The organism is Bradyrhizobium sp. LLZ17 (assembly GCF_041200145.1).
In the GTDB taxonomy this organism is placed as follows: domain Bacteria; phylum Pseudomonadota; class Alphaproteobacteria; order Rhizobiales; family Xanthobacteraceae; genus Bradyrhizobium.
This window is the reverse complement of sequence record NZ_CP165734.1, coordinates 5,586,864-5,605,879: the sequence shown is the minus strand read 5'-3', so window position 1 is coordinate 5,605,879 and position 19,016 is coordinate 5,586,864. Positions and strand designations below refer to the sequence as shown.

20 protein-coding genes and 3 pseudogenes are annotated in these 19,016 nt (G+C 63.9%); 15 read left to right on the top strand and 8 right to left on the bottom strand.

The window, feature by feature from the left end; genetic code table 11:
• Positions 1 to 28 precede the first annotated feature (28 nt).
• Positions 29 to 233: pseudogene (locus tag AB8Z38_RS26885) on the top strand (TetR/AcrR family transcriptional regulator); the annotation flags it as partial.
• Between the two features lie 47 nt (positions 234 to 280).
• Here the strand turns inward: AB8Z38_RS26885 and AB8Z38_RS26880 are convergent.
• Positions 281 to 780, bottom strand: a pseudogene (locus AB8Z38_RS26880) (hypothetical protein).
• 187 nt (positions 781 to 967) lie between these two features.
• Between AB8Z38_RS26880 and AB8Z38_RS26875 the strand changes: the two are divergent.
• The gene (locus AB8Z38_RS26875; RefSeq protein ID WP_369720741.1) at positions 968 to 1,255 is read left to right on the top strand and encodes a PsiF family protein; all 288 of its coding nucleotides are present in this window, start codon (positions 968 to 970) and stop codon (positions 1,253 to 1,255) included.
• A 99-nt stretch (positions 1,256 to 1,354) separates the two neighbouring features.
• Positions 1,355 to 2,440 carry an AbrB family transcriptional regulator gene (locus AB8Z38_RS26870; protein ID WP_369720740.1) on the top strand — a complete coding sequence of 362 codons (1,086 nt, stop codon included), beginning with the start codon at positions 1,355 to 1,357 and terminating at the stop codon, positions 2,438 to 2,440.
• Here the strand turns inward: AB8Z38_RS26870 and AB8Z38_RS26865 are convergent.
• On the bottom strand, positions 2,437 to 3,069 hold the full coding sequence (locus AB8Z38_RS26865; RefSeq protein WP_369720739.1) for a pyridoxamine 5'-phosphate oxidase family protein: 633 nt from the start codon (positions 3,067 to 3,069) through the stop codon (positions 2,437 to 2,439). The genes AB8Z38_RS26870 and AB8Z38_RS26865 overlap by 4 nt on opposite strands.
• A gap of 119 nt (positions 3,070 to 3,188) precedes the next feature.
• On the opposite strand from AB8Z38_RS26865, the gene AB8Z38_RS26860 reads away from it, so the two are divergent.
• Complete coding sequence (locus AB8Z38_RS26860; protein WP_369720738.1) at positions 3,189 to 4,073, top strand: LysR family transcriptional regulator; 885 nt, start codon at positions 3,189 to 3,191, stop codon at positions 4,071 to 4,073.
• A gap of 3 nt (positions 4,074 to 4,076) precedes the next feature.
• Here the strand turns inward: AB8Z38_RS26860 and AB8Z38_RS26855 are convergent, their stop codons facing one another.
• Positions 4,077 to 4,496, bottom strand: coding sequence for a PaaI family thioesterase (locus AB8Z38_RS26855; protein ID WP_369720737.1), 420 nt, complete (start codon positions 4,494 to 4,496; stop codon positions 4,077 to 4,079).
• Between the two features lie 245 nt (positions 4,497 to 4,741).
• Complete coding sequence (pobA, locus tag AB8Z38_RS26850) at positions 4,742 to 5,911, bottom strand: 4-hydroxybenzoate 3-monooxygenase (protein WP_369720736.1); 1,170 nt, start codon at positions 5,909 to 5,911, stop codon at positions 4,742 to 4,744.
• 252 nt (positions 5,912 to 6,163) lie between these two features.
• Here pobA and AB8Z38_RS26845 point away from each other — a divergent pair, with 252 nt between their 5' ends.
• The 9 genes and pseudogenes from AB8Z38_RS26845 (at position 6,164) to AB8Z38_RS26805 (ending at position 15,278) form a co-directional block, all read left to right on the top strand.
• Complete coding sequence (locus AB8Z38_RS26845; RefSeq protein WP_369720735.1) at positions 6,164 to 7,180, top strand: TRAP transporter substrate-binding protein; 1,017 nt, start codon at positions 6,164 to 6,166, stop codon at positions 7,178 to 7,180.
• Positions 7,181 to 7,374: 194 nt separating this feature from the next.
• Entirely contained in the window at positions 7,375 to 7,884 is a 510-nt protein-coding gene (locus tag AB8Z38_RS26840) for a TRAP transporter small permease (RefSeq protein WP_369720734.1), read from the top strand.
• Positions 7,885 to 7,886: 2 nt separating this feature from the next.
• Positions 7,887 to 9,207, top strand: a pseudogene (locus AB8Z38_RS26835) (TRAP transporter large permease).
• Between the two features lie 209 nt (positions 9,208 to 9,416).
• The gene (locus tag AB8Z38_RS26830) at positions 9,417 to 9,878 is read left to right on the top strand and encodes a DUF3237 domain-containing protein (RefSeq protein ID WP_369720733.1); all 462 of its coding nucleotides are present in this window, start codon (positions 9,417 to 9,419) and stop codon (positions 9,876 to 9,878) included.
• 253 nt (positions 9,879 to 10,131) lie between these two features.
• The gene (locus tag AB8Z38_RS26825) at positions 10,132 to 10,941 is read left to right on the top strand and encodes a crotonase/enoyl-CoA hydratase family protein (protein ID WP_369720732.1); all 810 of its coding nucleotides are present in this window, start codon (positions 10,132 to 10,134) and stop codon (positions 10,939 to 10,941) included.
• Positions 10,938 to 12,821 (top strand): feruloyl-CoA synthase, encoded by a 1,884-nt coding sequence (locus AB8Z38_RS26820; RefSeq protein WP_369720731.1) that lies wholly within the window; start codon positions 10,938 to 10,940, stop codon positions 12,819 to 12,821. The genes AB8Z38_RS26825 and AB8Z38_RS26820 overlap by 4 nt, the downstream gene beginning before the upstream one ends.
• 25 nt (positions 12,822 to 12,846) lie before the next feature.
• Entirely contained in the window at positions 12,847 to 13,608 is a 762-nt protein-coding gene (locus AB8Z38_RS26815; protein WP_369720730.1) for an SDR family NAD(P)-dependent oxidoreductase, read from the top strand.
• A 9-nt stretch (positions 13,609 to 13,617) separates the two neighbouring features.
• Positions 13,618 to 14,037, top strand: a complete 420-nt coding sequence (locus AB8Z38_RS26810; protein WP_369720729.1) for an acyl-CoA thioesterase — start codon at positions 13,618 to 13,620, stop codon at positions 14,035 to 14,037.
• A gap of 89 nt (positions 14,038 to 14,126) precedes the next feature.
• Positions 14,127 to 15,278 (top strand): ABC transporter substrate-binding protein, encoded by a 1,152-nt coding sequence (locus AB8Z38_RS26805; protein ID WP_369720728.1) that lies wholly within the window; start codon positions 14,127 to 14,129, stop codon positions 15,276 to 15,278.
• Positions 15,279 to 15,557: 279 nt separating this feature from the next.
• Here AB8Z38_RS26805 and AB8Z38_RS26800 read toward each other — a convergent pair whose 3' ends face one another.
• Together AB8Z38_RS26800 and AB8Z38_RS26795 are read right to left on the bottom strand one after the other, a co-directional pair.
• Complete coding sequence (locus tag AB8Z38_RS26800) at positions 15,558 to 16,286, bottom strand: glutathione S-transferase family protein (protein ID WP_369720727.1); 729 nt, start codon at positions 16,284 to 16,286, stop codon at positions 15,558 to 15,560.
• On the bottom strand, positions 16,283 to 16,645 hold the full coding sequence (locus tag AB8Z38_RS26795) for a hypothetical protein (RefSeq protein ID WP_369720726.1): 363 nt from the start codon (positions 16,643 to 16,645) through the stop codon (positions 16,283 to 16,285). The genes AB8Z38_RS26800 and AB8Z38_RS26795 overlap by 4 nt, the downstream gene beginning before the upstream one ends.
• Before the next feature lie 114 nt (positions 16,646 to 16,759).
• Between AB8Z38_RS26795 and AB8Z38_RS26790 the strand changes: the two genes are divergently transcribed.
• Together AB8Z38_RS26790 and AB8Z38_RS26785 are read left to right on the top strand one after the other, a co-directional pair.
• Complete coding sequence (locus AB8Z38_RS26790; RefSeq protein WP_369720725.1) at positions 16,760 to 17,458, top strand: helix-turn-helix transcriptional regulator; 699 nt, start codon at positions 16,760 to 16,762, stop codon at positions 17,456 to 17,458.
• 5 nt (positions 17,459 to 17,463) lie between these two features.
• Positions 17,464 to 17,787: a YkgJ family cysteine cluster protein gene (locus AB8Z38_RS26785; RefSeq protein ID WP_369720724.1), complete on the top strand. Its 324-nt coding sequence runs from the start codon at positions 17,464 to 17,466 to the stop codon at positions 17,785 to 17,787.
• On the opposite strand, the gene AB8Z38_RS26780 is transcribed toward AB8Z38_RS26785, so the two are convergent.
• Both AB8Z38_RS26780 and AB8Z38_RS26775 read right to left on the bottom strand, forming a co-directional pair.
• Positions 17,784 to 18,182: a hypothetical protein gene (locus tag AB8Z38_RS26780; RefSeq protein ID WP_369720723.1), complete on the bottom strand. Its 399-nt coding sequence runs from the start codon at positions 18,180 to 18,182 to the stop codon at positions 17,784 to 17,786. The genes AB8Z38_RS26785 and AB8Z38_RS26780 overlap by 4 nt on opposite strands.
• Positions 18,183 to 18,401: 219 nt before the next feature.
• Positions 18,402 to 18,749, bottom strand: coding sequence for a DUF3307 domain-containing protein (locus tag AB8Z38_RS26775; protein ID WP_369726618.1), 348 nt, complete (start codon positions 18,747 to 18,749; stop codon positions 18,402 to 18,404).
• Between the last annotated feature and the right edge of the window lie 267 nt (positions 18,750 to 19,016).

Genomic DNA, 19,016 nt, shown 5'->3' with positions numbered 1-19,016 from the left:
CCGGCAGGCTTGTCAATCGCCGCGCCCTGCGGATGCGGTCGCGGGCGTGGATGCGGCACGGCTGAAGCAGGTCGCCGAAGTTTATGGAGCCAACGGGCTGGCAGCGGGAGGCCGACGTACGGGCCTTCCTGTCCTACTGCTTTATCTTCGGCCAGAGCCTGTTGTTCGTCGAGCGCGACCCGCGCAAGCGCTCCCAGCTCGTGGCGAAATCGGCCGAGAAACTATTGGGCTAAGCGAAATGGCCGGAGCTTTGCTCCGGCCACCGCATCCCATCGAAGCCTCAGGCTGCGCCCTTCAGCTTCTTGTTGCATTCGCTGTAGTAGCCGCCGCCCTTCTCGATCCACTTCAGGCCGGCATTGCCATTGGTCGTCTTGTTGGCATTGTACTGGTCGACGCAGGTGTGCAGGCGCGCCTTGCCGGCGCTTTCCTTGGCATATTTGGGATCAACCGCGTTCGGGAAGATCGCGTTACCCACCGGCATGGTCGGCGCCGGGGCGGCCGCGGGGGCCGCCTCTTTTTCGCTGCCGCCTTCGGCTCGGCGGGAGCCGCCGGCGCAGCCGGGGCAGCGGCCGTCGGCGCAGCGGCCGGCGTTGCGTCGGCACCGCACTGGGCCTTGCGGAAGTCATTCCACTTCATGGTGCCGAGCGAGCCGTCCTTCTTGGCGGCCTGATATTTCGCGCTACACTCCTGCGAGGTCAGGGCCTGCGCCGGTGCGGTTGCCACCAACGCCGCAAATCCCGACACCGCAACCGCACACAATAATTTCATTCGAGCCGTCATCCTTGGTCTCCCTCAGGGAAGCAAAACGAGGATTGCTATCCTAGCGTGTCGGGAGCTTCCGACAAGGAAGCGATGACGTTCGGGGCCAAAATATAGTCGTCCTGCCGTTCAGCTCATTCATGTCGCGTTCAGCAACGCGGGCCGACGTTCCCGTCCCTCCGCAATTCTCTCAAGAAGAGTGCATCATATGACCCTCGCCTCCCGCCTCGCCGTCGTCGCGATTGCCTCCCTGTTCGCAACCGGCACCGCTTTTGCCCAGACCGCCGCGCCGGCTGCCAAGGCCGACGCCAAGACCACAACTGCCGCCCCCATGGACAAGAAGGCGCCGAAGGAGCACTCGGCCGAGTCGCTGGAATGCTCCAAGCAGGCCGACGCCAAGGGCCTGCACGGCAAGGAGCGCAAGAAATTCCGCTCCGAATGCATGAAGGAAGCCAAGGCCGGGACCACTGCTGCGCCCGCGGCCGACAAGAAGTAAATCCGTCACAATCGTCCCGCTCTTTTGGCGAGAGGCGCGCGCATTGCGGCATGAGCTGGCCGCAATTGTGCGCCTCTCGCTGATTTGCAATAAGGTGGTGTGAAGCAAATCACCGCCTCCCTGCCATTCGAATTGCCGAGCCGTGCCAAGCTGTTGCGCACCGTGGAGACGCTTGCCATCGGCGCCGCCGGCGGCCTGGCGTTCGTGGCGGCCGGCCTGCCGGGCGGCTTGATCTCTGGATCGATGATCGCGGTCGGCATAGCCGCGATCGCCGGACGCCAGCTCGCGCTGCCGCCGCTCCTGACCCAGACCGTACTGGTGCTGCTCGGCATTTCGCTGGGCTCCGTCGTCTCGCGGCATCTGATCCAGCAGGTCAGCGCCTATCCGCTGACCATCGGATTATTGGCACTCGCGACGTTCTGCTCGACCTTCGGCTCGAGCTATTACCTCCAGCGCGTCCACGGCTGGGACCGCACCTCGGCCTTTCTCGCCGGCAGTCCCGGGGCGCTGTCCCAGATCACGATTTTGGCGGTTGAGCGTGGCGCCGACCTGCCGGGCATCGCGGTGGTGCAGACCATGCGCGTGATCATCCTCACCGCGGCGCTGCCGATGGTGCTGGCGATCGCAGGGGTGGCGCCGTCCGTCGCGCCGTCGCTGACGACCGTGATCGCCTCGCCGCTCGAGCTTTTGGAGCTGGTCGCCGCCTCGCTGGCGGCATCGCTGCTGCTAAGGTTGATCAAATTTCCGGCGAGCTGGATGTTCGGCGCGATGATCGGCTCCAGCGTGCTGCACGGCGCAGGCTGGGTCGAAGGCGGCCTGCCGAACTGGGTGCGCGGCGTCGCGCTGGTCGGTATCGGTGCGCTGATCGGCAGCCGTTTTGCCCGGATGCGGATCAAGACGCTGGCCGGCCATATCAACGCAGCACTGGGCTCGTTTACCGTGGCGATCGCCGTCTCCGCCATTTTCGTCGGCATCGTGGCACTCACCACACAGGTGAAGTTCTCCGACGTCGTCGTCGCCTTCGCGCCGGGCGCGATGGACGCCATGCTGGCGCTGGCGCTGACGCTGCACATCGACCCCATCTTCGTCGGCGCCCATCACCTCTCGCGATTCGTGTTCGTCACGATCGCGACGCCCGGCATCGTGCACCTGTTCGGCCGCACGCAGGACGACGTTGACGATTAGCTGGCTTCGCCGCTCGTCCGTCCCTTCAACGCCGCCAGCTCCGCTTCCAGTTCCGCAATGCGCTGATCCCGTGCCGCCAGCGCCGCCGCGACATCGGCGGCGTCGAATTTCTGCGGAATGTGCTGCGGGCAGTTGGTGTCCCATGCAGCGATCTTGAACACGATCACCTGCTCGGGCCGCGCGCGATAGCCCTTCGGCATCAGGGACTGCATCAATGCGTCGTCGTGCTCGACCACCCGCGCTTCACCCCAGATCTTCACCCGGCGGCGATGGGCGTAATCCATGATGAAGATGTAGGCCTTGGGATTTTCGGAGACATTGCCCTGGCTGATGAATTGCTGGTTGCCGGCATAGTCCGCAAAGGCGAGCGTCTGCTTGTCGAGCACCTTGAGGAAACCCTTCGGGCCGCCGCGGTGCTGGATGTAGGGTTGGCCGTCCGCCGAGGCCGTGGCGAAACAGAAGCTGTTGGCATCGGCCAGGAACCCAGCCAATTTCTCGTCGATTTCGGTGCGCCAGCCGTGCTGCTCGGCACGGGCATAGGCCTCGCGCGAGCCCTTGCGGGTCTGTATCTCCTTCACCGCGGGCGTGAAGGCCACGTCGCTGGCATAGATACGGGCTGCAATTGTCATCGGAGCATCTCCTGGTCCGGCGCAGATCTGCGTCTTTCGCCGCGTAAAATGGACCTTCCAGCGGCCAGAACAATCATCCCTCTTGACACTTCATCGTTGCGGAATATGCAATAACCCTCATGGACCGCCTTGAAGCCATGCATGTCTTCGTGACCGTCGCCGATCTGCGCGGCTTTGCGCCTGCGGCACGCAAGCTGCGGCTGTCGCCTTCGGTAGTGACGCGGCTGATCGCAGCGCTGGAGGAGCATCTCGGCGCGCGGCTATTGCAGCGGACCACGCGGCAGGTGACCCTGACCGACGTCGGCACGCGCTATCTGGAACGCGCCCGGCGCATCCTTGCCGATGTCGAGGATGCCGACGGCTCGGCCCGCGCTGAACGCAATCGGCCGAGCGGGCGGCTGGTGGTGTCGGCGCCGGTCGGCTTCGGCCGGCTCCATGTCGGACCTGTCATGACCGCCTATCTCAAGCGCTACCCGGAGGTCGCCTGCGAATTGCGGCTGTCGGACCACCTCGTCAACCTGGTGGAAGATGCCGTCGACGCCGCGGTGCGGATCGGCCATCTCGCCGATTCCTCGCTGGTGGCGCGCCAGGTCGGCGAGATGCGGCGGATCGTGGTGGCCGCGCCCCGCTATCTCAAGCGCCACGGCGAGCCGAAGACGCCGGAGGCGCTCCTGGAGCACCAGACCATCCTGTTCGGGCCTTCGACCGCGTGGCGCTTCCTGCGCGACGGCCGCGACATCGAGATCGCGCCGACTCCGCGCTTCATCAGCAACAGTGCCGACGCCGCCCTGCAATATGCCGAGGCCGGCGGCGGCGTGACGCGGGTGCTGGCCTATCAGGCCGCCGAAGGCTTGAGGCGCGGACGCCTGAAAATCGTGCTGGCGAAATACGAGCAGCCGGCGCTGCCGATCCACATCGTCTACCCGACCTCGCGCCTGCTCTCGGCCAAGGTGCGCGCGTTCATCGATCTCGTGGTCGAGACGGCGGACTGGCGGTTTGGGTGACAACTATCCTTTCTTCGGCACCACCCGGAACGTGCCGCTGGCCCGCGCGATCAGGGTGTCGTCGGCCCTGACCAGGCACTGCGCGAAGCAAATCGTGCTGCCGGTCTTGATGGCCTCGCCTTCGACCGCGAGCCATTGGCCGATCTCGGCAGCTCCGACATAGTCGACGGACAGCGAGATCGTCACCAACGACGTGGTCCAGCCCGTCGCCTGTGCGCAGCTGTAGCCCATGGCGGCGTCGGCCAGCGCCGCGATCAGGCCGCCATGGATCAACCCGCGCGCATTGGTGTGCGGTTTGGCCAGGCGCAGACCGATGCTCACCGCCTTGTCGGTCTTCTTCGAATAGAGCGGCTCCCAGGGATCGGTGAGAGGAGCCTTGCGGAAATGTGGCTCGAAGCCAGCGGGGATGTCGGTGCTGGTCATGTGTTGCTCGCGTTAGTGGCTGCGGCCATTGAACGCGACGGACGTGACAAATGCACCACCTACAAAGTTTTAAACGGAATTTGCGCGGGTGTTTGAAACGGCTCTCGTCGTCGCGAGCGCAAGTCCCGTAGGGTGGGCAAAGGCGCATCGCGCCGTGCCCACCGTCTCTCCGCAAATACGAAAGTGGTGGGCACGCTTCGCTTTGCCCACCCTACGGGACCTTTCGCGGGGCATGACAGCCAGCGTCAAAACGGCAGCCCGACATAATTCTCCGACAGCGACGTCATCGCCGCCTGCGACTGCGTGACGTAGTCGAGCTCGGCGAGCTGGATGCGGGCGCCGATAGTGCCGGTGTCGGGGAATTTGTGCAGCATCGAGGTCATCCACCAGGAGAAGCGCACCGCCTTCCAGACCCGCGCCAGCGCCTTCGCCGAATAGCCATCGATGCCGGCGTTCGACCTCTCGTCGTAGAATTCGCGAAGAGCGCTCGCGAGATAATGCGCATCGCTCGCCGCTAGGTTCAGGCCCTTGGCACCGGTCGGCGGCACGATGTGGGCGGCATCGCCGCACAAGAACATCTTGCCGAAGCGCATCGGCTCGGCGACGAAGCTGCGCAAGGGTGCGATGCTCTTCTCGATCGAGGGCCCGGTGACGAGATTGTCGGCCGCCTCCTGGTCGAGCCGGCGCTTCAATTCGTCCCAGAAGCGCTCATCTGGCCACTGATCGACACGATCGTCGAGCGAGCACTGCACGTAATGCCGGCTGCGCTTGGTCGAGCGCATGGTGCAGAGCGCAAAGCCGCGGGCGTGGTTGGAATAGATCAGCTCATGGCTGACCGGCGGCGTATCGGACAAGATGCCGAGCCAGCCGAACGGATAGATCCGTTCGAATTCCTCGATCGCCGATGCCGGAACGCTGGCGCGGCTGACGCCATGAAAACCGTCGCAGCCGGCGATGAAGTCGCACTCGATCTCGTGAGTGACGCCGTCCTTGACCCAGGTTACGCGTGGGTGACCGCCGTCGAAATCGTGCGGCTGCACATCTTTCGCTTCGTAGATCGTCGTGAGGCCGGCCGCCTGGCGTGCATTCATGAGATCGAACGTGACCTCGGTCTGGCCATAGATCATGACCGTCTTGCCGGTCGCGGCTTTCATGTCGATGCGATGACGACGGCCGGAAAAGGCGAGCTCGATACCCTCGTGAAGGAGGCCTTCGGCATGCGCGCGTCGACCTGCGCCCACTTGATCGAGCAATGCGACGGTTCCTTCCTCGAGAAGGCCGGCGCGGATGCGCCCGAGCACGTAATCCGGGCTTTGCCGCTCAAGAATGAAGTTATCGATGCCGGAGGCATGCAGCAGCTGCCCGAGCAACAATCCTGCCGGCCCGGCTCCGATGATTGCGACTTTTGTCCGCAATACGCGCTCCTCCCGATCTTGTTAGGATGCGGCACGGATCCGCTTGTCGCGTCGGTCCGCCCACGATAATTATAACATATAACGGTTTGGGCAAAAGGAGGTTGCTCGCCCGATCCGGGACGGATCCATGCAACATGGCTGACGTAGATCACCCGCCAGTTCCGGCTTGAACACGCCAGCCAATTAGATAACATGTTAATTAATGAGACCGGGCCATCGAAGCCCGCCGTCGCAAAGAGGGAGAGACGCGTGATGAGGAAAGCCTGTCTGGCTTTGCTGCTGGCAGCAAGCGTGAACCCTGCGTTCGCGCAGGACAAGACCGTCGACCTGAAGGTCTCGCACTGGGTGCCGGCGTCGCATCCGCTGCAAAAGTCTCTGGAAGACTGGGTGGCCGCGGTGAACAAGGATTCGGGCGGCACCATCACGGGCAAGGTGTTTCCGGCCCAGCAGCTCGGCAAGGCGTTCGACCATTACGACATGGCGCGCGACGGCATCGCCGACGTCACCTACGTCAATCCCGGCTACCAGCCCGGCCGCTTCCCGATCATCGGCGCCGGCGAATTGCCGTTCCTGATCTCCGACGCCAAGGGCGGCTCGATGGGACTGGACGCCTGGTATCGCAAATATGCCGAGAAGCAGATGAAGGACGTCAAATATTGTCTCGCCTTCGTCCACTCCCCCTCCTCCTTTCACTCCCGCACCAAGAAGATCGTGATGCCGGAAGACGTGAAGGGCCTGAAGATACGTCCCGCGCACGCCACCATGGCCAATTTCGTCACCGCCCTCGGCGGCACCAATGTGCAGTCCTCGGCGCCCGAAGTGCGCGACATCATCGAGCGCGGCGTTGCCGACGCCGTCACCTTCCCCTGGGGCTCACTGGTGCTGTTCGGCATCGACAAGGTGACGAAGTACGACATGGACGCGCCGCTCTACACCACGACTTTCGTGTTCGTGATCAACAAGGACAAGTACAATGCGATGTCCGACAAGCAAAAGGCCGCGATCGACAAGAACTGCACGACCGAGATGGCCGGTGTTGTCGGCGAGCATTGGGGCAAGTTCGAGGATGCCGGCATCGACAAGGTGAAGGCGGAAGAAGGCCATGAGGTCTACAAGCTGACGCCGGAGCAAACCGCCGCTTGGAAGAAAGCCGCCGAGCCGCTGGTCAAGACCTGGTCCGACGGCGCCAGGAAGGCCGGCGCCGATCCGGACGCGGCGCTGGCCGATCTGAAGGCGTCGCTGAAGAAGTACAACGCGCTGGCGGAGTGACGCCGAGCTGCGACCGCGAACTCGCTGCGCCTCTCCCGCTTGCGGGGAGGTCGGCGCGAAGCGCCGGGTGGGGGCTCTCTCCTCTAGGAGATTGTCTCCTTATGGAGACACCCTCTCCCCCAGCCCTCCCCGCAAGCGGGGAGGGAGCGCACCTCATTCGCGGGCGCACCTCGAACTCGTTGGAAGGATCTTCCATGAAGCGCGTCTGGATGGATCGCTTTATCGATGCGATCGAATGGATCGCGGCCGGCTTCGTCGGCATCGTCGCGCTCGACATCTTCCTGTCGGTGCTGCTGCGTAATACGCTGAACTATTCGATCCCCGACAGCTTCGACATCGGCCGCATGCTGCTCGGCATCCTCATTTTCTGGGGCATCGCCGCGACCTCGTATCGCGGTACGCACATCACGGTCGACCTGGTCTGGGGCAATGTCGGGCCGCGCTATCAGCGCTGGATCGACGTGTTCGCGACCCTGGTGCTGCTGTTCGTCGTGACCGTGCAGACCTGGACCTTGTTCGACAAGGTGCGCGGCACCTACAACGACAACGTCCAGACCTTCGACATGCACATGCCGACATGGCCGTTCTTCGCGATCGCCTGGATCGGCGACGTCTCCGCGGTGCTGCTGATCGCGATCCGCACTTACCGGCTGATCTTCCATCCCGAAGAGATGCTCGACCCCAAGCTGAAGGCGACGGAGTAATCATGAGCACCGATGCCGTCGCCGTTCTCGGCTTCGTTTCCCTATTTGTCCTGATGCTGCTGCGCGTTGCCCGTCGGCATGGCGATGGGGCTCGTCGGCGTCTCCGGATTCACCTATCTGGTCGGCGCCACACCGGCGTTGAAGCTGGTCGGCCAGACCTCGATGCGCACGGTCACCGACTACACCTTCGGCGTGATCCCGATGTTCTTGCTGATGGGCTCCTTCGTCAGCAATTCCGGCATGAGCCGCGAGCTGTTCCGCGCCGCCAACGGCTTCGTCGGGCATTTCCGCGGCGGGCTCGGCATCGCCACTGTCGGCGCCTGCGGCGGCTTTGCCGCAATCTGCGGCTCGTCGGTGGCAACCGCCGCGACCTTCTCCGCGGTTGCTTATCCCGAGATGCGCCGCTTCGGTTATCCGCAGTCGTTCGCCACCGGCGTGATCGCGGCGGGAGGCACGCTGGGTGCGATGCTGCCGCCCTCCACCGTGCTTGCGGTCTACGGCATCATCACCGAGCAGGACATCGGCAAGCTCTTCATCGCCGGCATCATCCCCGGTCTGCTGGCGATGACGATGTACATGATCACGATCTTCCTGATCGGCTATCTCCGGCCCGACTTCCTGCCCAAGGGCAAGGTGCTGCCGTGGCGCGAGCGCCTTGCCGGGTTGAAGGAGATCTGGGCGCCGGTGCTGCTGTTCGTCTTCGTGATCGGCGGCCTCTACGGCCTGCCGTTCCTGCCGCGCTTCACGCCGACGGAGGCCGGCGGCGTCGGCGCCACCGGCGCCTTCATCATCGGGGTGGCCACAGGCCGGCTCGACCGCGAGAAGGTTTTTGCATCGCTGCTCCAGGCAACGCGCACCGCGGCCGCGGTGTTCACCGTGCTGATCGGCGCCTTGATCTTCGGTTACTTCCTGACGGTGACGCAGACGCCGCAGAAGGTGACGGAATTCCTGACCGGCCTCGGCCTCGGTCCCTACGGCGTGCTGGCGCTGATCATGGTGATGTATCTGGTGCTCGGCTGCCTGATGGACGCGATGGCGATGATCATCCTCACGGTGCCGATCATCTTCCCCGTGATCACGCATCTTGGCTTTGACCCGATCTGGTTTGGCGTCATCATCGTGATGACGGTCGAGCTCGGCCTGATCCATCCGCCGGTGGGCATGAATGTCTTTGTCATCAAGAGCGTGGTGAAGGACGTCTCGTTCTCCACCATCTTCAAGGGCGTGATCCCGTTCGTGGCAACGGACCTGGTGCGATTGGTGATCCTGATCGCCTGCCCGCTGCTGGCGACATGGCTGCCAACGCGGATGATGGCGCATTGAGAATGCAATGGCTGCTACGCGACGCACTGTCGTCCCCTCTCCCCTTGTGGGAGAGGGTGGCTCGCCGCGCAGCGGCGAGACGGGTGAGGGTCTCTCTCCGCGGACTCGCTCGTCGACAGAGACCCCTCATCCGGCGCTTCGCGCCACCTTCTCCCACAAGGGGAGAAGGAAGGGCGCCGGTGCTAGCTCGACAGATAGGAGGTGAAGCGATGACCGCACCGACGCTTGAGACCAAATACGTCTTCACCGTCACCGCCCAGATCGGCGAGGTCGTCACCGCCGGCGAGACCGGCATCGGCGTTCGCCGGATCATTCCGATCATCGGCGGCGAGGTGAAAGGCGCGATCATCGGAAAAGTGCTGCCGTTGGGCGCCGATTTTCAGACCGTCCGCCCCAACGAGCTGATCGATCTCGAGGCGAGATACGCCTTCGAGACCGACGACGGCGCTACTGTCTATGTCGAGAACAAGGGCATCCGTTTCGGCCCGGTCGACCTGCTGAAGAAGCTGAAGCGCGGCGAAGCGGTGGACCCGAAGCTGATTTATTTCCGCACGGTGCCGAAGTTCGAGACGGGACATGAGAAGTATCGCTGGCTGATGCAGCACATCTTCGTTGCCTCCGCCGCCCGGCACGCGGATCGCGTGATAATCGACGTGCACCAGGTGATGTGACGCGGCTGCCACCTCGCCATTGCGAGCGAAGCGAAGCAATCCAGAGCCCCTCCGCGGAAAGATTCTGGATTGCTTCGCTGTGCTCGCAATGACGGAGGATGTGGCGACGACCGCGCATCCCAACGCGCTCCTTGCCCCTGACCACGGCGTAGGCGCCAGCCGGCCAGGCCAGCCGGAGCCATACCCAGCCCTATCCCCTCCTTGACTCCCCCAAAATTCGTTATACAACATAACTATTCTGACAAGGACGCAAATGACGCAGGGAAACGCCGAGACCGCTGACGCGGGCGCCTCCGGGCTGTTGAGGATCGAGCGGGTGGACCGGGTCTTGACCGTGGGTCTGAACCGGCCGGCCAAGCGCAATGCGCTCAACGACGGCATCATCCTGGAAATCGGCGAGTGCTTTGCCTCCCTCCCCGAGGAAATCGGCGCGGTCGTCATCCACGGCATCGGCGATCATTTCTCCTCCGGCCTCGATTTGTCGGAGCTCCAGGACCATGATGCCACGGGCGGCCTCCTGCATTCGCAGATGTGGCACCGGGTGTTCGACCGCATCCAGTACAGCCGCGTGCCGGTGATCGCTGCGCTGAAAGGCGCCGTGATCGGCGGTGGGCTGGAGCTTGCCTGCTCCGCTCATATTCGCGTTGCCGAGCCTTCGACCTACTTTGCCTTGCCCGAGGGACAACGCGGCATCTTCGTCGGTGGCGGCGGCTCGGTACGGCTGCCGCGGCTGATCGGCGTCGCGCGGATGATGGACATGATGCTGACCGGGCGCGTCTATTCCGCGACCGAGGGCGCCTCGTACGGCTTTGCGCAATACGTCACGGAGGCCGGCAACGGCCTCAGCAAGGCGCTGGAGCTTGCGACCAAGGTCGCCTCCAACGCGCCACTGACGAATTTCGCCGTGCTCCAGGCACTGCCGATGATCGCAGAGGCCAATCCGCAGACGGGCCTCTTGATGGAATCGCTGATGGCGACGGTGGCGCAGAGCGACAAGGAAGCAAAGCGCAGGATCCGCGAGTTTCTCGAACACAAGACCGCCAAGGTAAAGCCGAAGTCATGAACGCACAGCCGTCCTCTTCCAGCACAGAGCGCGGCGCGAGCCCTTCTCCGCTGCGGCCGATCTCGTTCGGCGATCCCGCCGTCAGCATCGAGCGGCGCGACGACGGCACGATTTACCTGCGACCAAAACAGCCGCTCGGCGACTATCCCGTTCGCATTACCGACCGCCTGCACCATTGGGCAACGACCACGCCCGACCGCGTCTTCATGGCGGAGCGCGAAGGCGGCCGCGGCTGGCGCAAGATCACGTATGCGGAGCTGCTCACCGCGACCCGGCACATTGCCTCGAGCCTAATCCAGCGCGGCCTGTCGGCCGAGCGGCCGGTCATGATCCTCTCCGGCAATTCGATCGACCACGCGCTGCTGGCCTTCGGCGCGTTCTATGCCGGCATTCCGTTCTGCCCGGTGTCGCCGGCCTATTCGCTGGTGTCAAAGGACTACGGCAAGCTGTCTTATTTGATGAAGCTGCTGACGCCGGGCCTCGTCTTCGCCGAGAACGCCGACAAATTCGCCGACGCGCTTGCCGCCAACGTCTCGCTCGGCACCGAGATCGCGGCGTCCTACGGCAGCGTGCCGGGCCGCGACGTCACGTTGCTCGCCGACCTGATGGCGGCGCCGGTCCGCGGCGATCTCGACGACGTCCACGGCAGGATCGGCCCCGACACCATCGCGAAATTCCTGCTGACCTCGGGCTCGACCGGCAATCCCAAGGCCGTCATCAACACCCAGCGCATGATCTGCGCCAACCAGGTGATGCTGCGCGAGACGCTCGCCTTCCTCAAGGACGAGCCGCCCGTCATCATCGACTGGCTGCCCTGGAATCACACCTTTGGCGGCAACCACAATATCGGGCTGACGCTCTACAATGGCGGCTCGATGTATCTCGATGCCGGCAAGCCGATGCCCGGCGGCATCGAGGAAACCGTGCGCAATCTCCAGGAGATTTCGCCGACGGTGTATTTCAACGTGCCCAAGGGTTACGAGTCGCTGCTGCCCTATCTGCGCGACGACCAGGGCCTGCGCGCCAAGTTCTTCGACCGGCTGCACGCGATGTTCTTCTCCGGCGCGGCGCTCTCGCCGTTCGTCTGGGACAGCCTCGACGAGCTCGCGGTCAAGGAGAAGGGCTATCGCGTGCCGATGCTGACCGGCTTAGGGGCGACCGAAACCGCGCCGTTCTTCATGTCGGTCAACCCGCGCACCAGCCGTTCCGGTCATGTCGGCCTACCCGTATCAGGGAACGACGCAAAGCTGGTGCCGAACAACGGCAAGCTGGAAGTGCGCTGCAAGGGGCCGAACGTCATGCCCGGCTACTGGCGCCAGCCCGAGATCACGGCAAACTCCTTTGACGAGGAAGGCTTCTACAAGCTCGGCGACGCGCTCAAGCCCGCCGACCCCAATGATCTCAATGCCGGCTTCGATTTCGACGGCCGCATCGGTGAGGATTTCAAGCTTGCGAGCGGCACCTGGGTCAGCGTCGGCCCGTTGCGCGCGCGTTTCGTCGCAGGCTGTGCGCCGCTGGTGCGCGACGTCGTCATCGCCGGCATCAATCGCGACGAGGTCTCCGCGCTCGTGCTGCTCGATCTCGATGGCTGCCGGCTGATCAACCCGACGCTGCCCGCCGACAATCTCACCGTCACGGCCCGCGACCGGCTGGTGCGCGACGCCTTCCGCGAGCGCCTGACGCAGTTCCTTGCCTCGGCCACCGGCTCCTCCACCCGGATCACGCGCGCGATCCTGCTGGATACGCCGCTCTCGATCGACAAGGGCGAGGTCACCGACAAGGGCTCGATCAACCAGCGCGCGGTGCTGGAACATCGCGCGGCATTGATCGACGAGCTCTACGCTGCCAATCCCTCAGACCGTGTGATATCGGTCGGGTAAGAAACCATCGCACCAGGAGAACGCCATGTTGTTGAAGGATCAGGCAGCCATCGTCACCGGCGGTGCATCGGGACTCGGCGCGGCGACCGCGCGGAAGCTGGCGGCGCAGGGCGCCAAGGTCGCGGTCTTCGACCTCAATGCCAAGCTCGCGGAAAGTGTTGCCGCCGAGATCAAGGGCGTAGCCGTGACCTGCGACGTCTCCGACGCCGCGTCCGCTGAAGCTGCGATCGCGCAGGCGACGAAAGCCCTTGGCCCGGCACGCGTGCTGGTCAACTGCGCCGGCATCGGCGTCGCCAAGCGGGTCGTCGGCCGCGACGGGCCGATGGCCCTCGCCGATTTCGACAAGGTGATCAAGGTCAATCTAATCGGCACCTTCAATATGCTGCGTCTCGCCGCAACCGAGATGTCGAAGCTCGAGCCGCAGGCGACCGGCGAGCGCGGCGTCATCATCAACACGGCGTCCGTCGCCGCCTATGACGGCCAGATCGGCCAGTCGGCCTATTCGGCCTCCAAGGGCGGCATTGTCGGCATGACACTGCCGATCGCGCGCGAGCTCGCGCAATTCGGTGTCCGTGTGCTGACAATTGCGCCGGGCCTGTTTCTCACGCCCCTGCTCGCCAACCTGCCGCAGGAAGCCCAGGACTCGCTCGCCGCAGCGATCCCCTTCCCGCGCCGGCTCGGCCACGCGGACGAGTTCGCCGCGCTCGCCCTGCACATGGTCGAGAATTCGTATCTGAACGGCGAAGTGGTCCGGCTTGACGGCTCGCTGCGCATGGCGCCGAAATAGGCCCGATACATGTTCGTGAACCGGCGCGAGGTCCAGATCCAGTGGGGCGATTGCGACCCCGCCAACATCGTCTACTACCCGCGCTATTTCGCGATGTTCGATGATTCCACCTCGACTCTGTTCGAGGTGGCCGGGTTCTCGAAGCAGGACCTGGTCCGCAAGTATGGTCTGGTGGGGATTCCGATGGTCGACACGCGGGCCAAGTTCTACATCCCCTCGACCTATGGCGACTGGATCACCATCGAGACGAAGATCGAGAGCATCAAGCGCTCGAGCTTCGAGGTGAAGCACAATGTCTATAAGGGCGAGGATCTCGCGATTGAGGGTTTCGAGACCCGCGTCCTGGTCGGGCGCGATCCCGTTAACCCCGACAAGCTGAAATCGGCACCGTTCCCGGCGGAAATGGTAGCCAAATTCACGGGAAGTTAGGTCTGGAGCTAAATCGCCACATCGCCAAAAGAGGGGGCTGAATTACCCCCGATTTCTGCTTTCAAGGAAACACGACAAGGGAGGAATAAATGAAACGCTTTTACCTGACCGCCGCCATCGCTGCGGCTACGCTTGCGCTGCCGGCGCTGCCCGCGCTGGCCCAAACCAATGAAATCACCATCGGCATCACCACCACCACGACCGGCCCCGGTGCCGCGCTCGGCATTCCCGAGCGCAATGCGCTGGAGTTCGTGCCGAAAGAGATCGGCGGCGTGCCGCTGAGGGTGATCGTACTCGACGACGGCGGTGATCCCACCACCGCGACCACCAACGCCCGCCGCTTCGTCACGGAATCCAAGGCCGACATCATCATGGGCTCGGCGCTGACTCCACCGACGATCGCGGTTTCCAACGTCGCCAACGAGGCCGGCATTCCGCATTTCGGCCTCGCGCCGTTCCCGATCACGCCGGAACGCATGAAGTGGTCGGTGGCGATGCCGCAGCCGATTCCGATCATGGGCAAGGTGCTCTATCAGCACATGAAGTCGAAGGGCGTGAAGACGGTCGGCTATATCGGCTATTCCGACTCCTATGGCGACCTCTGGTTCAACGACTTTAAGGCCCAGGGCGTGCCGATGGGCATGACCCTTGTGGACGAGGAGCGGTTCGCACGGCCCGACACGTCGGTCACCGGCCAGGTGCTGAAGCTCGTTGCCGCCAATCCCGACGCGATCCTGGTCGGCGCCTCAGGCACCGCCGCCGCGCTGCCGCAGACCGAGCTGCGCGAGCGCGGCTATCAGGGCCTGATCTACCAGACCCATGGCGCAGCGAGCATGGATTTCATCCGCATCGCCGGCAAGGCAGCGGAAGGCGTGCTGATGGCGTCCGGCCCGGTGATGGACCCGGAAGACCAGCCGGACGAGGCCGCGACCAAGAAGCCGGGCCTCGCGCTCAACACCGCCTATGAGGGCAAGTATGGTCCGAACAGCCGCAGCCAGTTCGCCGGCCATTCCTACGACGCCTTCGAGATCCTGAAGCGCGTCATTCCGGTGGCGCTGAAGACGGCCAAGCCCGGCACTCCGGAATTCCGCGAGGCGATCCGGCAGGCGCTCCTATCGGAGAAGGAAATGGCGGCGAGCCAGGGCGTCTACAACTTCACCGAAAAAGACCGCTACGGCCTCGACGACCGCTCGCGCATCCTGCTCACCGTGAAGAACGGCAAGTACGCGCTGGTGAGGTAAACGCGGCGACGATTTCGAAGACGAGAGCCGGCTCCATGGGGCCGGCTCTTTTGCTTTTGTCTTTGTGATCGAGTTGTAGCCCAGATGTCGCTGCGCTCCCTCTCCCGCCTGCGGGAGAGGGTTGGGGAGAGGGTTGCCTCCGCGCGGGGACTGTCGGACGTACGGAAAAAATACCAACGCGGAGAGAGCCCTCACCCGGCGCTTGGCGCCGACCTCTCCCGCAAGCGGGAGAGGTTGCAGCGAGCCTGCGGATGCACCAACCGCCACGCAGCCTGGCGGCTACGCCGCCCGCCGCAGCGGCGTCCAGGCGAATTCCGGATAGTAACTGTCCATCATGCGATCGACATAGGCGATCAAGTTTGGAAATCCCTCGGCACGTTCGCGCAGGCGGGATTCGAAGAACGGCGTCAAAATCCCGGCAAGCGCGCCGAACGCGGTCGCATCGACACCGCTGGGCTTGTTGCCCATCAGATAAGACTTGTCGCCGAGTTGAACCGAGAGTGCGAACAGCGAGCGCACGGCGAGATCAACGTCGTCATCGGGCCCGTGGCGGCCGAGGCCGGAGAGCAGATAATTCTCGGCCACGCGGAATTGCGCATCCTCACGCAACTTCTCGCGATTGTGTTCCGGCGCGCCATCGAAGAAATGCGCAGGCCCCTTGGCGAAATTCACCGGATCGACCCAGCGTGCGCCGACCAGCGCCCAATAGACGTGACTCTCGATCATGCGCTCGAACGCCCAGGCCTGCGCGCGTTCCGGCAAGGAGAGGCCGGCGTCGAAATCGAAGCCGTAGCGGCGCTCGAGATGGGCGCGAATGAACGTGGAATCGGCCACCGCCTCGCCGCCGTCGTCGATGAAAGGCAATTGTCCCTTGGGCGAGGCCGGCGGCATCGCCCGCTCCTTTCGATACGGCAGTTCCGCCATCTTGAGCTGCACCTCCGTCTTGGTGACGAAAGGGCTGATCTCCGGCAGGCCGAAGCCGGCGCCAAAGCCGTAAAGCGTAATCATGATAGCTCTCCTGAACGACGGAAAGAGTTGACGGAACCTAGTGCCGGGCTGCTGCCACCATGGTGGCAGCAGCCGTGATATCTTCTGCGAAGCGGGCCCTCTCGCCAGGCGCGGCCCATGACGTGGTGGACCAGTGCGTCCATGGCCTGAACCAGTGAACGGGTCATGACGCTCACGAGCGTAACCCGGAGGTCGATACTGATGAGATCAGCGGATACGAGACGGCAGAAGGCCCAGGCCTGCCAGGCGTTGACGTCGAACGCCTTGAACCTGAAGATCTTGAAATTGAAGGTCTGGCCGTCGAAAGCCTGGGCCGGCCACAACGGACCAACCGGGCCGAAACGGGTTGGAATGATCATGGACAAATCCTCTTCAGTCGATGTGTTGTCCCCGGTATAGAACTCCCCTGCTGCCAACATCCTGTCAGCAGCCGCGCGACGTTTTTGGAATCGATCACCGATAAGAGAATTGTCATGAGACGCGCCGACCGGCTGTTTCAGATCATCCAGGTGCTGAGGCGCACCCGCAAACCGCTGACCGCGGATGCGATCGCCGCCGAGCTCGAGACCTCGAAGCGCACCATCTATCGCGACATCGCGACGCTAATGGGCCAGCGCGTGCCGATCCGCGGCGAAGCCGGCATGGGCTACATCCTGGAAAAAGGTTTTGACCTGCCGCCCCTCATGCTGACACCCGACGAGATCGAGGCGGCGGTGCTGGGCGCACAATGGGTCGCGGGCCATGCCGATTCAACGCTGGCCCGCGCGGCCGAAGATTTGATGGCCAAGATCGCCGACACGGTACCGGAGCGCCTGCGCCCCTTCGTGCTGGAGCCGGCAAGCCGCGCGCGGCCGAGCTGGAACAGGGAGCCGGACCGCCTGGATATGGCGCGCACGCGCACCCATATCCACGAGGGCAAGAAGATCATGCTGCGCTATCGCGACGAGCAGGGCCGCGCCAGCGAGCGAATGATCTGGCCGATTTCGATCGGCTATCTCGAAGCCGTGCGTCTGCTCGCGGCCTGGTGCGAGCTGCGCAGCGACTTCCGCAGCTTCCGCACCGATCGCGTCGTGGAGGCAACCTACCTCGACGAGAGATATCCGGAGCGGCGCGACGTGCTGCGCGCGAAATGGCGTCAGAGCCTGGTCTGGGGCCCGCCCAAGGACACGTGACGACAATGGAAGAGGCGATCCCCATCGACCTGTCGAGCTGCTGCCAGAGCTGCGGCGCCTGCTGCAGCTATTCGGCGAACTGGCCGCGCTTCTCGATCGAGAGCGACGAGGAGCTCGCGTTGATCCCTGACAAGTTCGTCAACGAACGGCAATCCGGCATGCGCTGCGAGGGCGATCGCTGCTCGGCATTGCGTGGAGAGATCGGGAAAGAGACCGCCTGCGGCATCTACGAAGTGCGGCCGGAGGTGTGCCGCACCTGCATGCCGGGCGACGCCGAATGCGCGATGGCGCGCCGCAAATTCGGGCTGCCGGTGATCGAGGTCGCTTAGGCGGGAACGGCCTCGGTGATCTCGTCGTCGATCTCGTCCTCCAACGGTGCGAGCACCGAGAGCGGCTTGGTCGACAGCGTGATCGGCTTGCGGCCGCCCGACAGCGAGGGCGACGATTTGGCGGTGCGCTCGCGCGACAGCGCGTAGAGCGTCGAGCCAACGCGGCCGCCGTTCTCGATCAGGTCGCGTTCGCTACAGCTCGCCGCGATCGCGACAGCCAGCGAGTGCAGATGGCTGCGGCGATAGCAGAACAGCGCCAGCATGGCGCGGACGTCCGGGGAAACAGTCTCAACCAGCCTCGGCAGGCCACTCTCGTTGGCGCGATACATTTCGCCAAGGAGTTCGTCGCGGACCGGGCAGAAATCGCTTTCATAGGCGTCGCGGCTTGAAAACATTGCGGTTCTCCCTCGATGCCGAAGATGCAGTGCAATTCTCTAATGAAAGGTTAACCACCCCGGCCGGTAGTTACCCGGGGTGCTTGCGCCCTGGCCGCGAATCAGTGCGCGCCCCCGGCGTCATGGCCGGGCTTGTCCGGGCCATCCACGGAAAGCCGAAAGGCGCGAAGAATGTGGATGCCGATGGACGATGACCTACGCCCAGAGGGCCGCCGTCCTTCAGTTCGCGGCCATGAAGATCGAGAGCCCGAAGCCGGTGAGATGATGCAGCGCCTGGTCGACGCCGATCAGGGTCCAGAACCAGGGATGCTCATGGTTGACGCCGAGATTGGCCGAGACCAGTCCCTTGGCCCGGTCGATCGTGATGTGGATGGCGAAATCGATCAGCGCCACGAACCAGAATCTGGGCGCGACGATCAGGATCAGCGGCAGCGCAACCGCAAGGTGAACCAGGCAGTGCACCAAAAGCGGCAGGGCCCAGCCGTGCTTCTGGTCCTTGCCGTGCGCCATCCAGGCGGTTTGCAAAACGAAATCGGCGATGATGTGCTTGAACGTGAGCAGCAACATCCAGCCAATGAGCGCTTCAACCGGAATCGCCGATGACATGGGTGGAAACGACAAAGCTGACGCCCTCATTGGCTTCGAAAGGAAAATGGAGCGTTCAGCGCAACTTCTTCTTGGGCCGATCAGACGATCGGACGGAGGATTTATGACATCTCCTGCCGCGGAATGCAGCCGGGGGGAACCGGAAAATCGGCAACTGTGACTAAACGGTGATAGGACGACCCATCGTCCGGGTCGCCTTGAGTAAGGTTACCTTCGGCGCGGAATTTG

Excerpts from the sequence above, each read along its gene's own strand:
- AB8Z38_RS26805 (WP_369720728.1), top strand. The coding sequence starts at position 14,127 with ATGAAACGCTTTTACCTGACCGCCGCCATCGCTGCGGCTACGCTTGCG.
- AB8Z38_RS26800 (WP_369720727.1), bottom strand. The coding sequence starts at position 16,286 with ATGATTACGCTTTACGGCTTTGGCGCCGGCTTCGGCCTGCCGGAGATC.
- AB8Z38_RS26875 (WP_369720741.1), top strand. The coding sequence starts at position 968 with ATGACCCTCGCCTCCCGCCTCGCCGTCGTCGCGATTGCCTCCCTGTTC.
- AB8Z38_RS26845 (WP_369720735.1), top strand. The coding sequence starts at position 6,164 with ATGAGGAAAGCCTGTCTGGCTTTGCTGCTGGCAGCAAGCGTGAACCCT.
- AB8Z38_RS26780 (WP_369720723.1), bottom strand. The coding sequence starts at position 18,182 with ATGTTTTCAAGCCGCGACGCCTATGAAAGCGATTTCTGCCCGGTCCGC.
- AB8Z38_RS26855 (WP_369720737.1), bottom strand. The coding sequence starts at position 4,496 with ATGACCAGCACCGACATCCCCGCTGGCTTCGAGCCACATTTCCGCAAG.
- AB8Z38_RS26775 (WP_369726618.1), bottom strand. The coding sequence starts at position 18,749 with ATGTTGCTGCTCACGTTCAAGCACATCATCGCCGATTTCGTTTTGCAA.
- AB8Z38_RS26860 (WP_369720738.1), top strand. The coding sequence starts at position 3,189 with ATGGACCGCCTTGAAGCCATGCATGTCTTCGTGACCGTCGCCGATCTG.
- AB8Z38_RS26840 (WP_369720734.1), top strand. The coding sequence starts at position 7,375 with ATGAAGCGCGTCTGGATGGATCGCTTTATCGATGCGATCGAATGGATC.
- AB8Z38_RS26810 (WP_369720729.1), top strand. The coding sequence starts at position 13,618 with ATGTTCGTGAACCGGCGCGAGGTCCAGATCCAGTGGGGCGATTGCGAC.
- AB8Z38_RS26815 (WP_369720730.1), top strand. The coding sequence starts at position 12,847 with ATGTTGTTGAAGGATCAGGCAGCCATCGTCACCGGCGGTGCATCGGGA.
- AB8Z38_RS26830 (WP_369720733.1), top strand. The coding sequence starts at position 9,417 with ATGACCGCACCGACGCTTGAGACCAAATACGTCTTCACCGTCACCGCC.
- AB8Z38_RS26820 (WP_369720731.1), top strand. The coding sequence starts at position 10,938 with ATGAACGCACAGCCGTCCTCTTCCAGCACAGAGCGCGGCGCGAGCCCT.
- AB8Z38_RS26795 (WP_369720726.1), bottom strand. The coding sequence starts at position 16,645 with ATGATCATTCCAACCCGTTTCGGCCCGGTTGGTCCGTTGTGGCCGGCC.
- AB8Z38_RS26785 (WP_369720724.1), top strand. The coding sequence starts at position 17,464 with ATGGAAGAGGCGATCCCCATCGACCTGTCGAGCTGCTGCCAGAGCTGC.
- AB8Z38_RS26790 (WP_369720725.1), top strand. The coding sequence starts at position 16,760 with ATGAGACGCGCCGACCGGCTGTTTCAGATCATCCAGGTGCTGAGGCGC.
- AB8Z38_RS26825 (WP_369720732.1), top strand. The coding sequence starts at position 10,132 with ATGACGCAGGGAAACGCCGAGACCGCTGACGCGGGCGCCTCCGGGCTG.
- AB8Z38_RS26865 (WP_369720739.1), bottom strand. The coding sequence starts at position 3,069 with ATGACAATTGCAGCCCGTATCTATGCCAGCGACGTGGCCTTCACGCCC.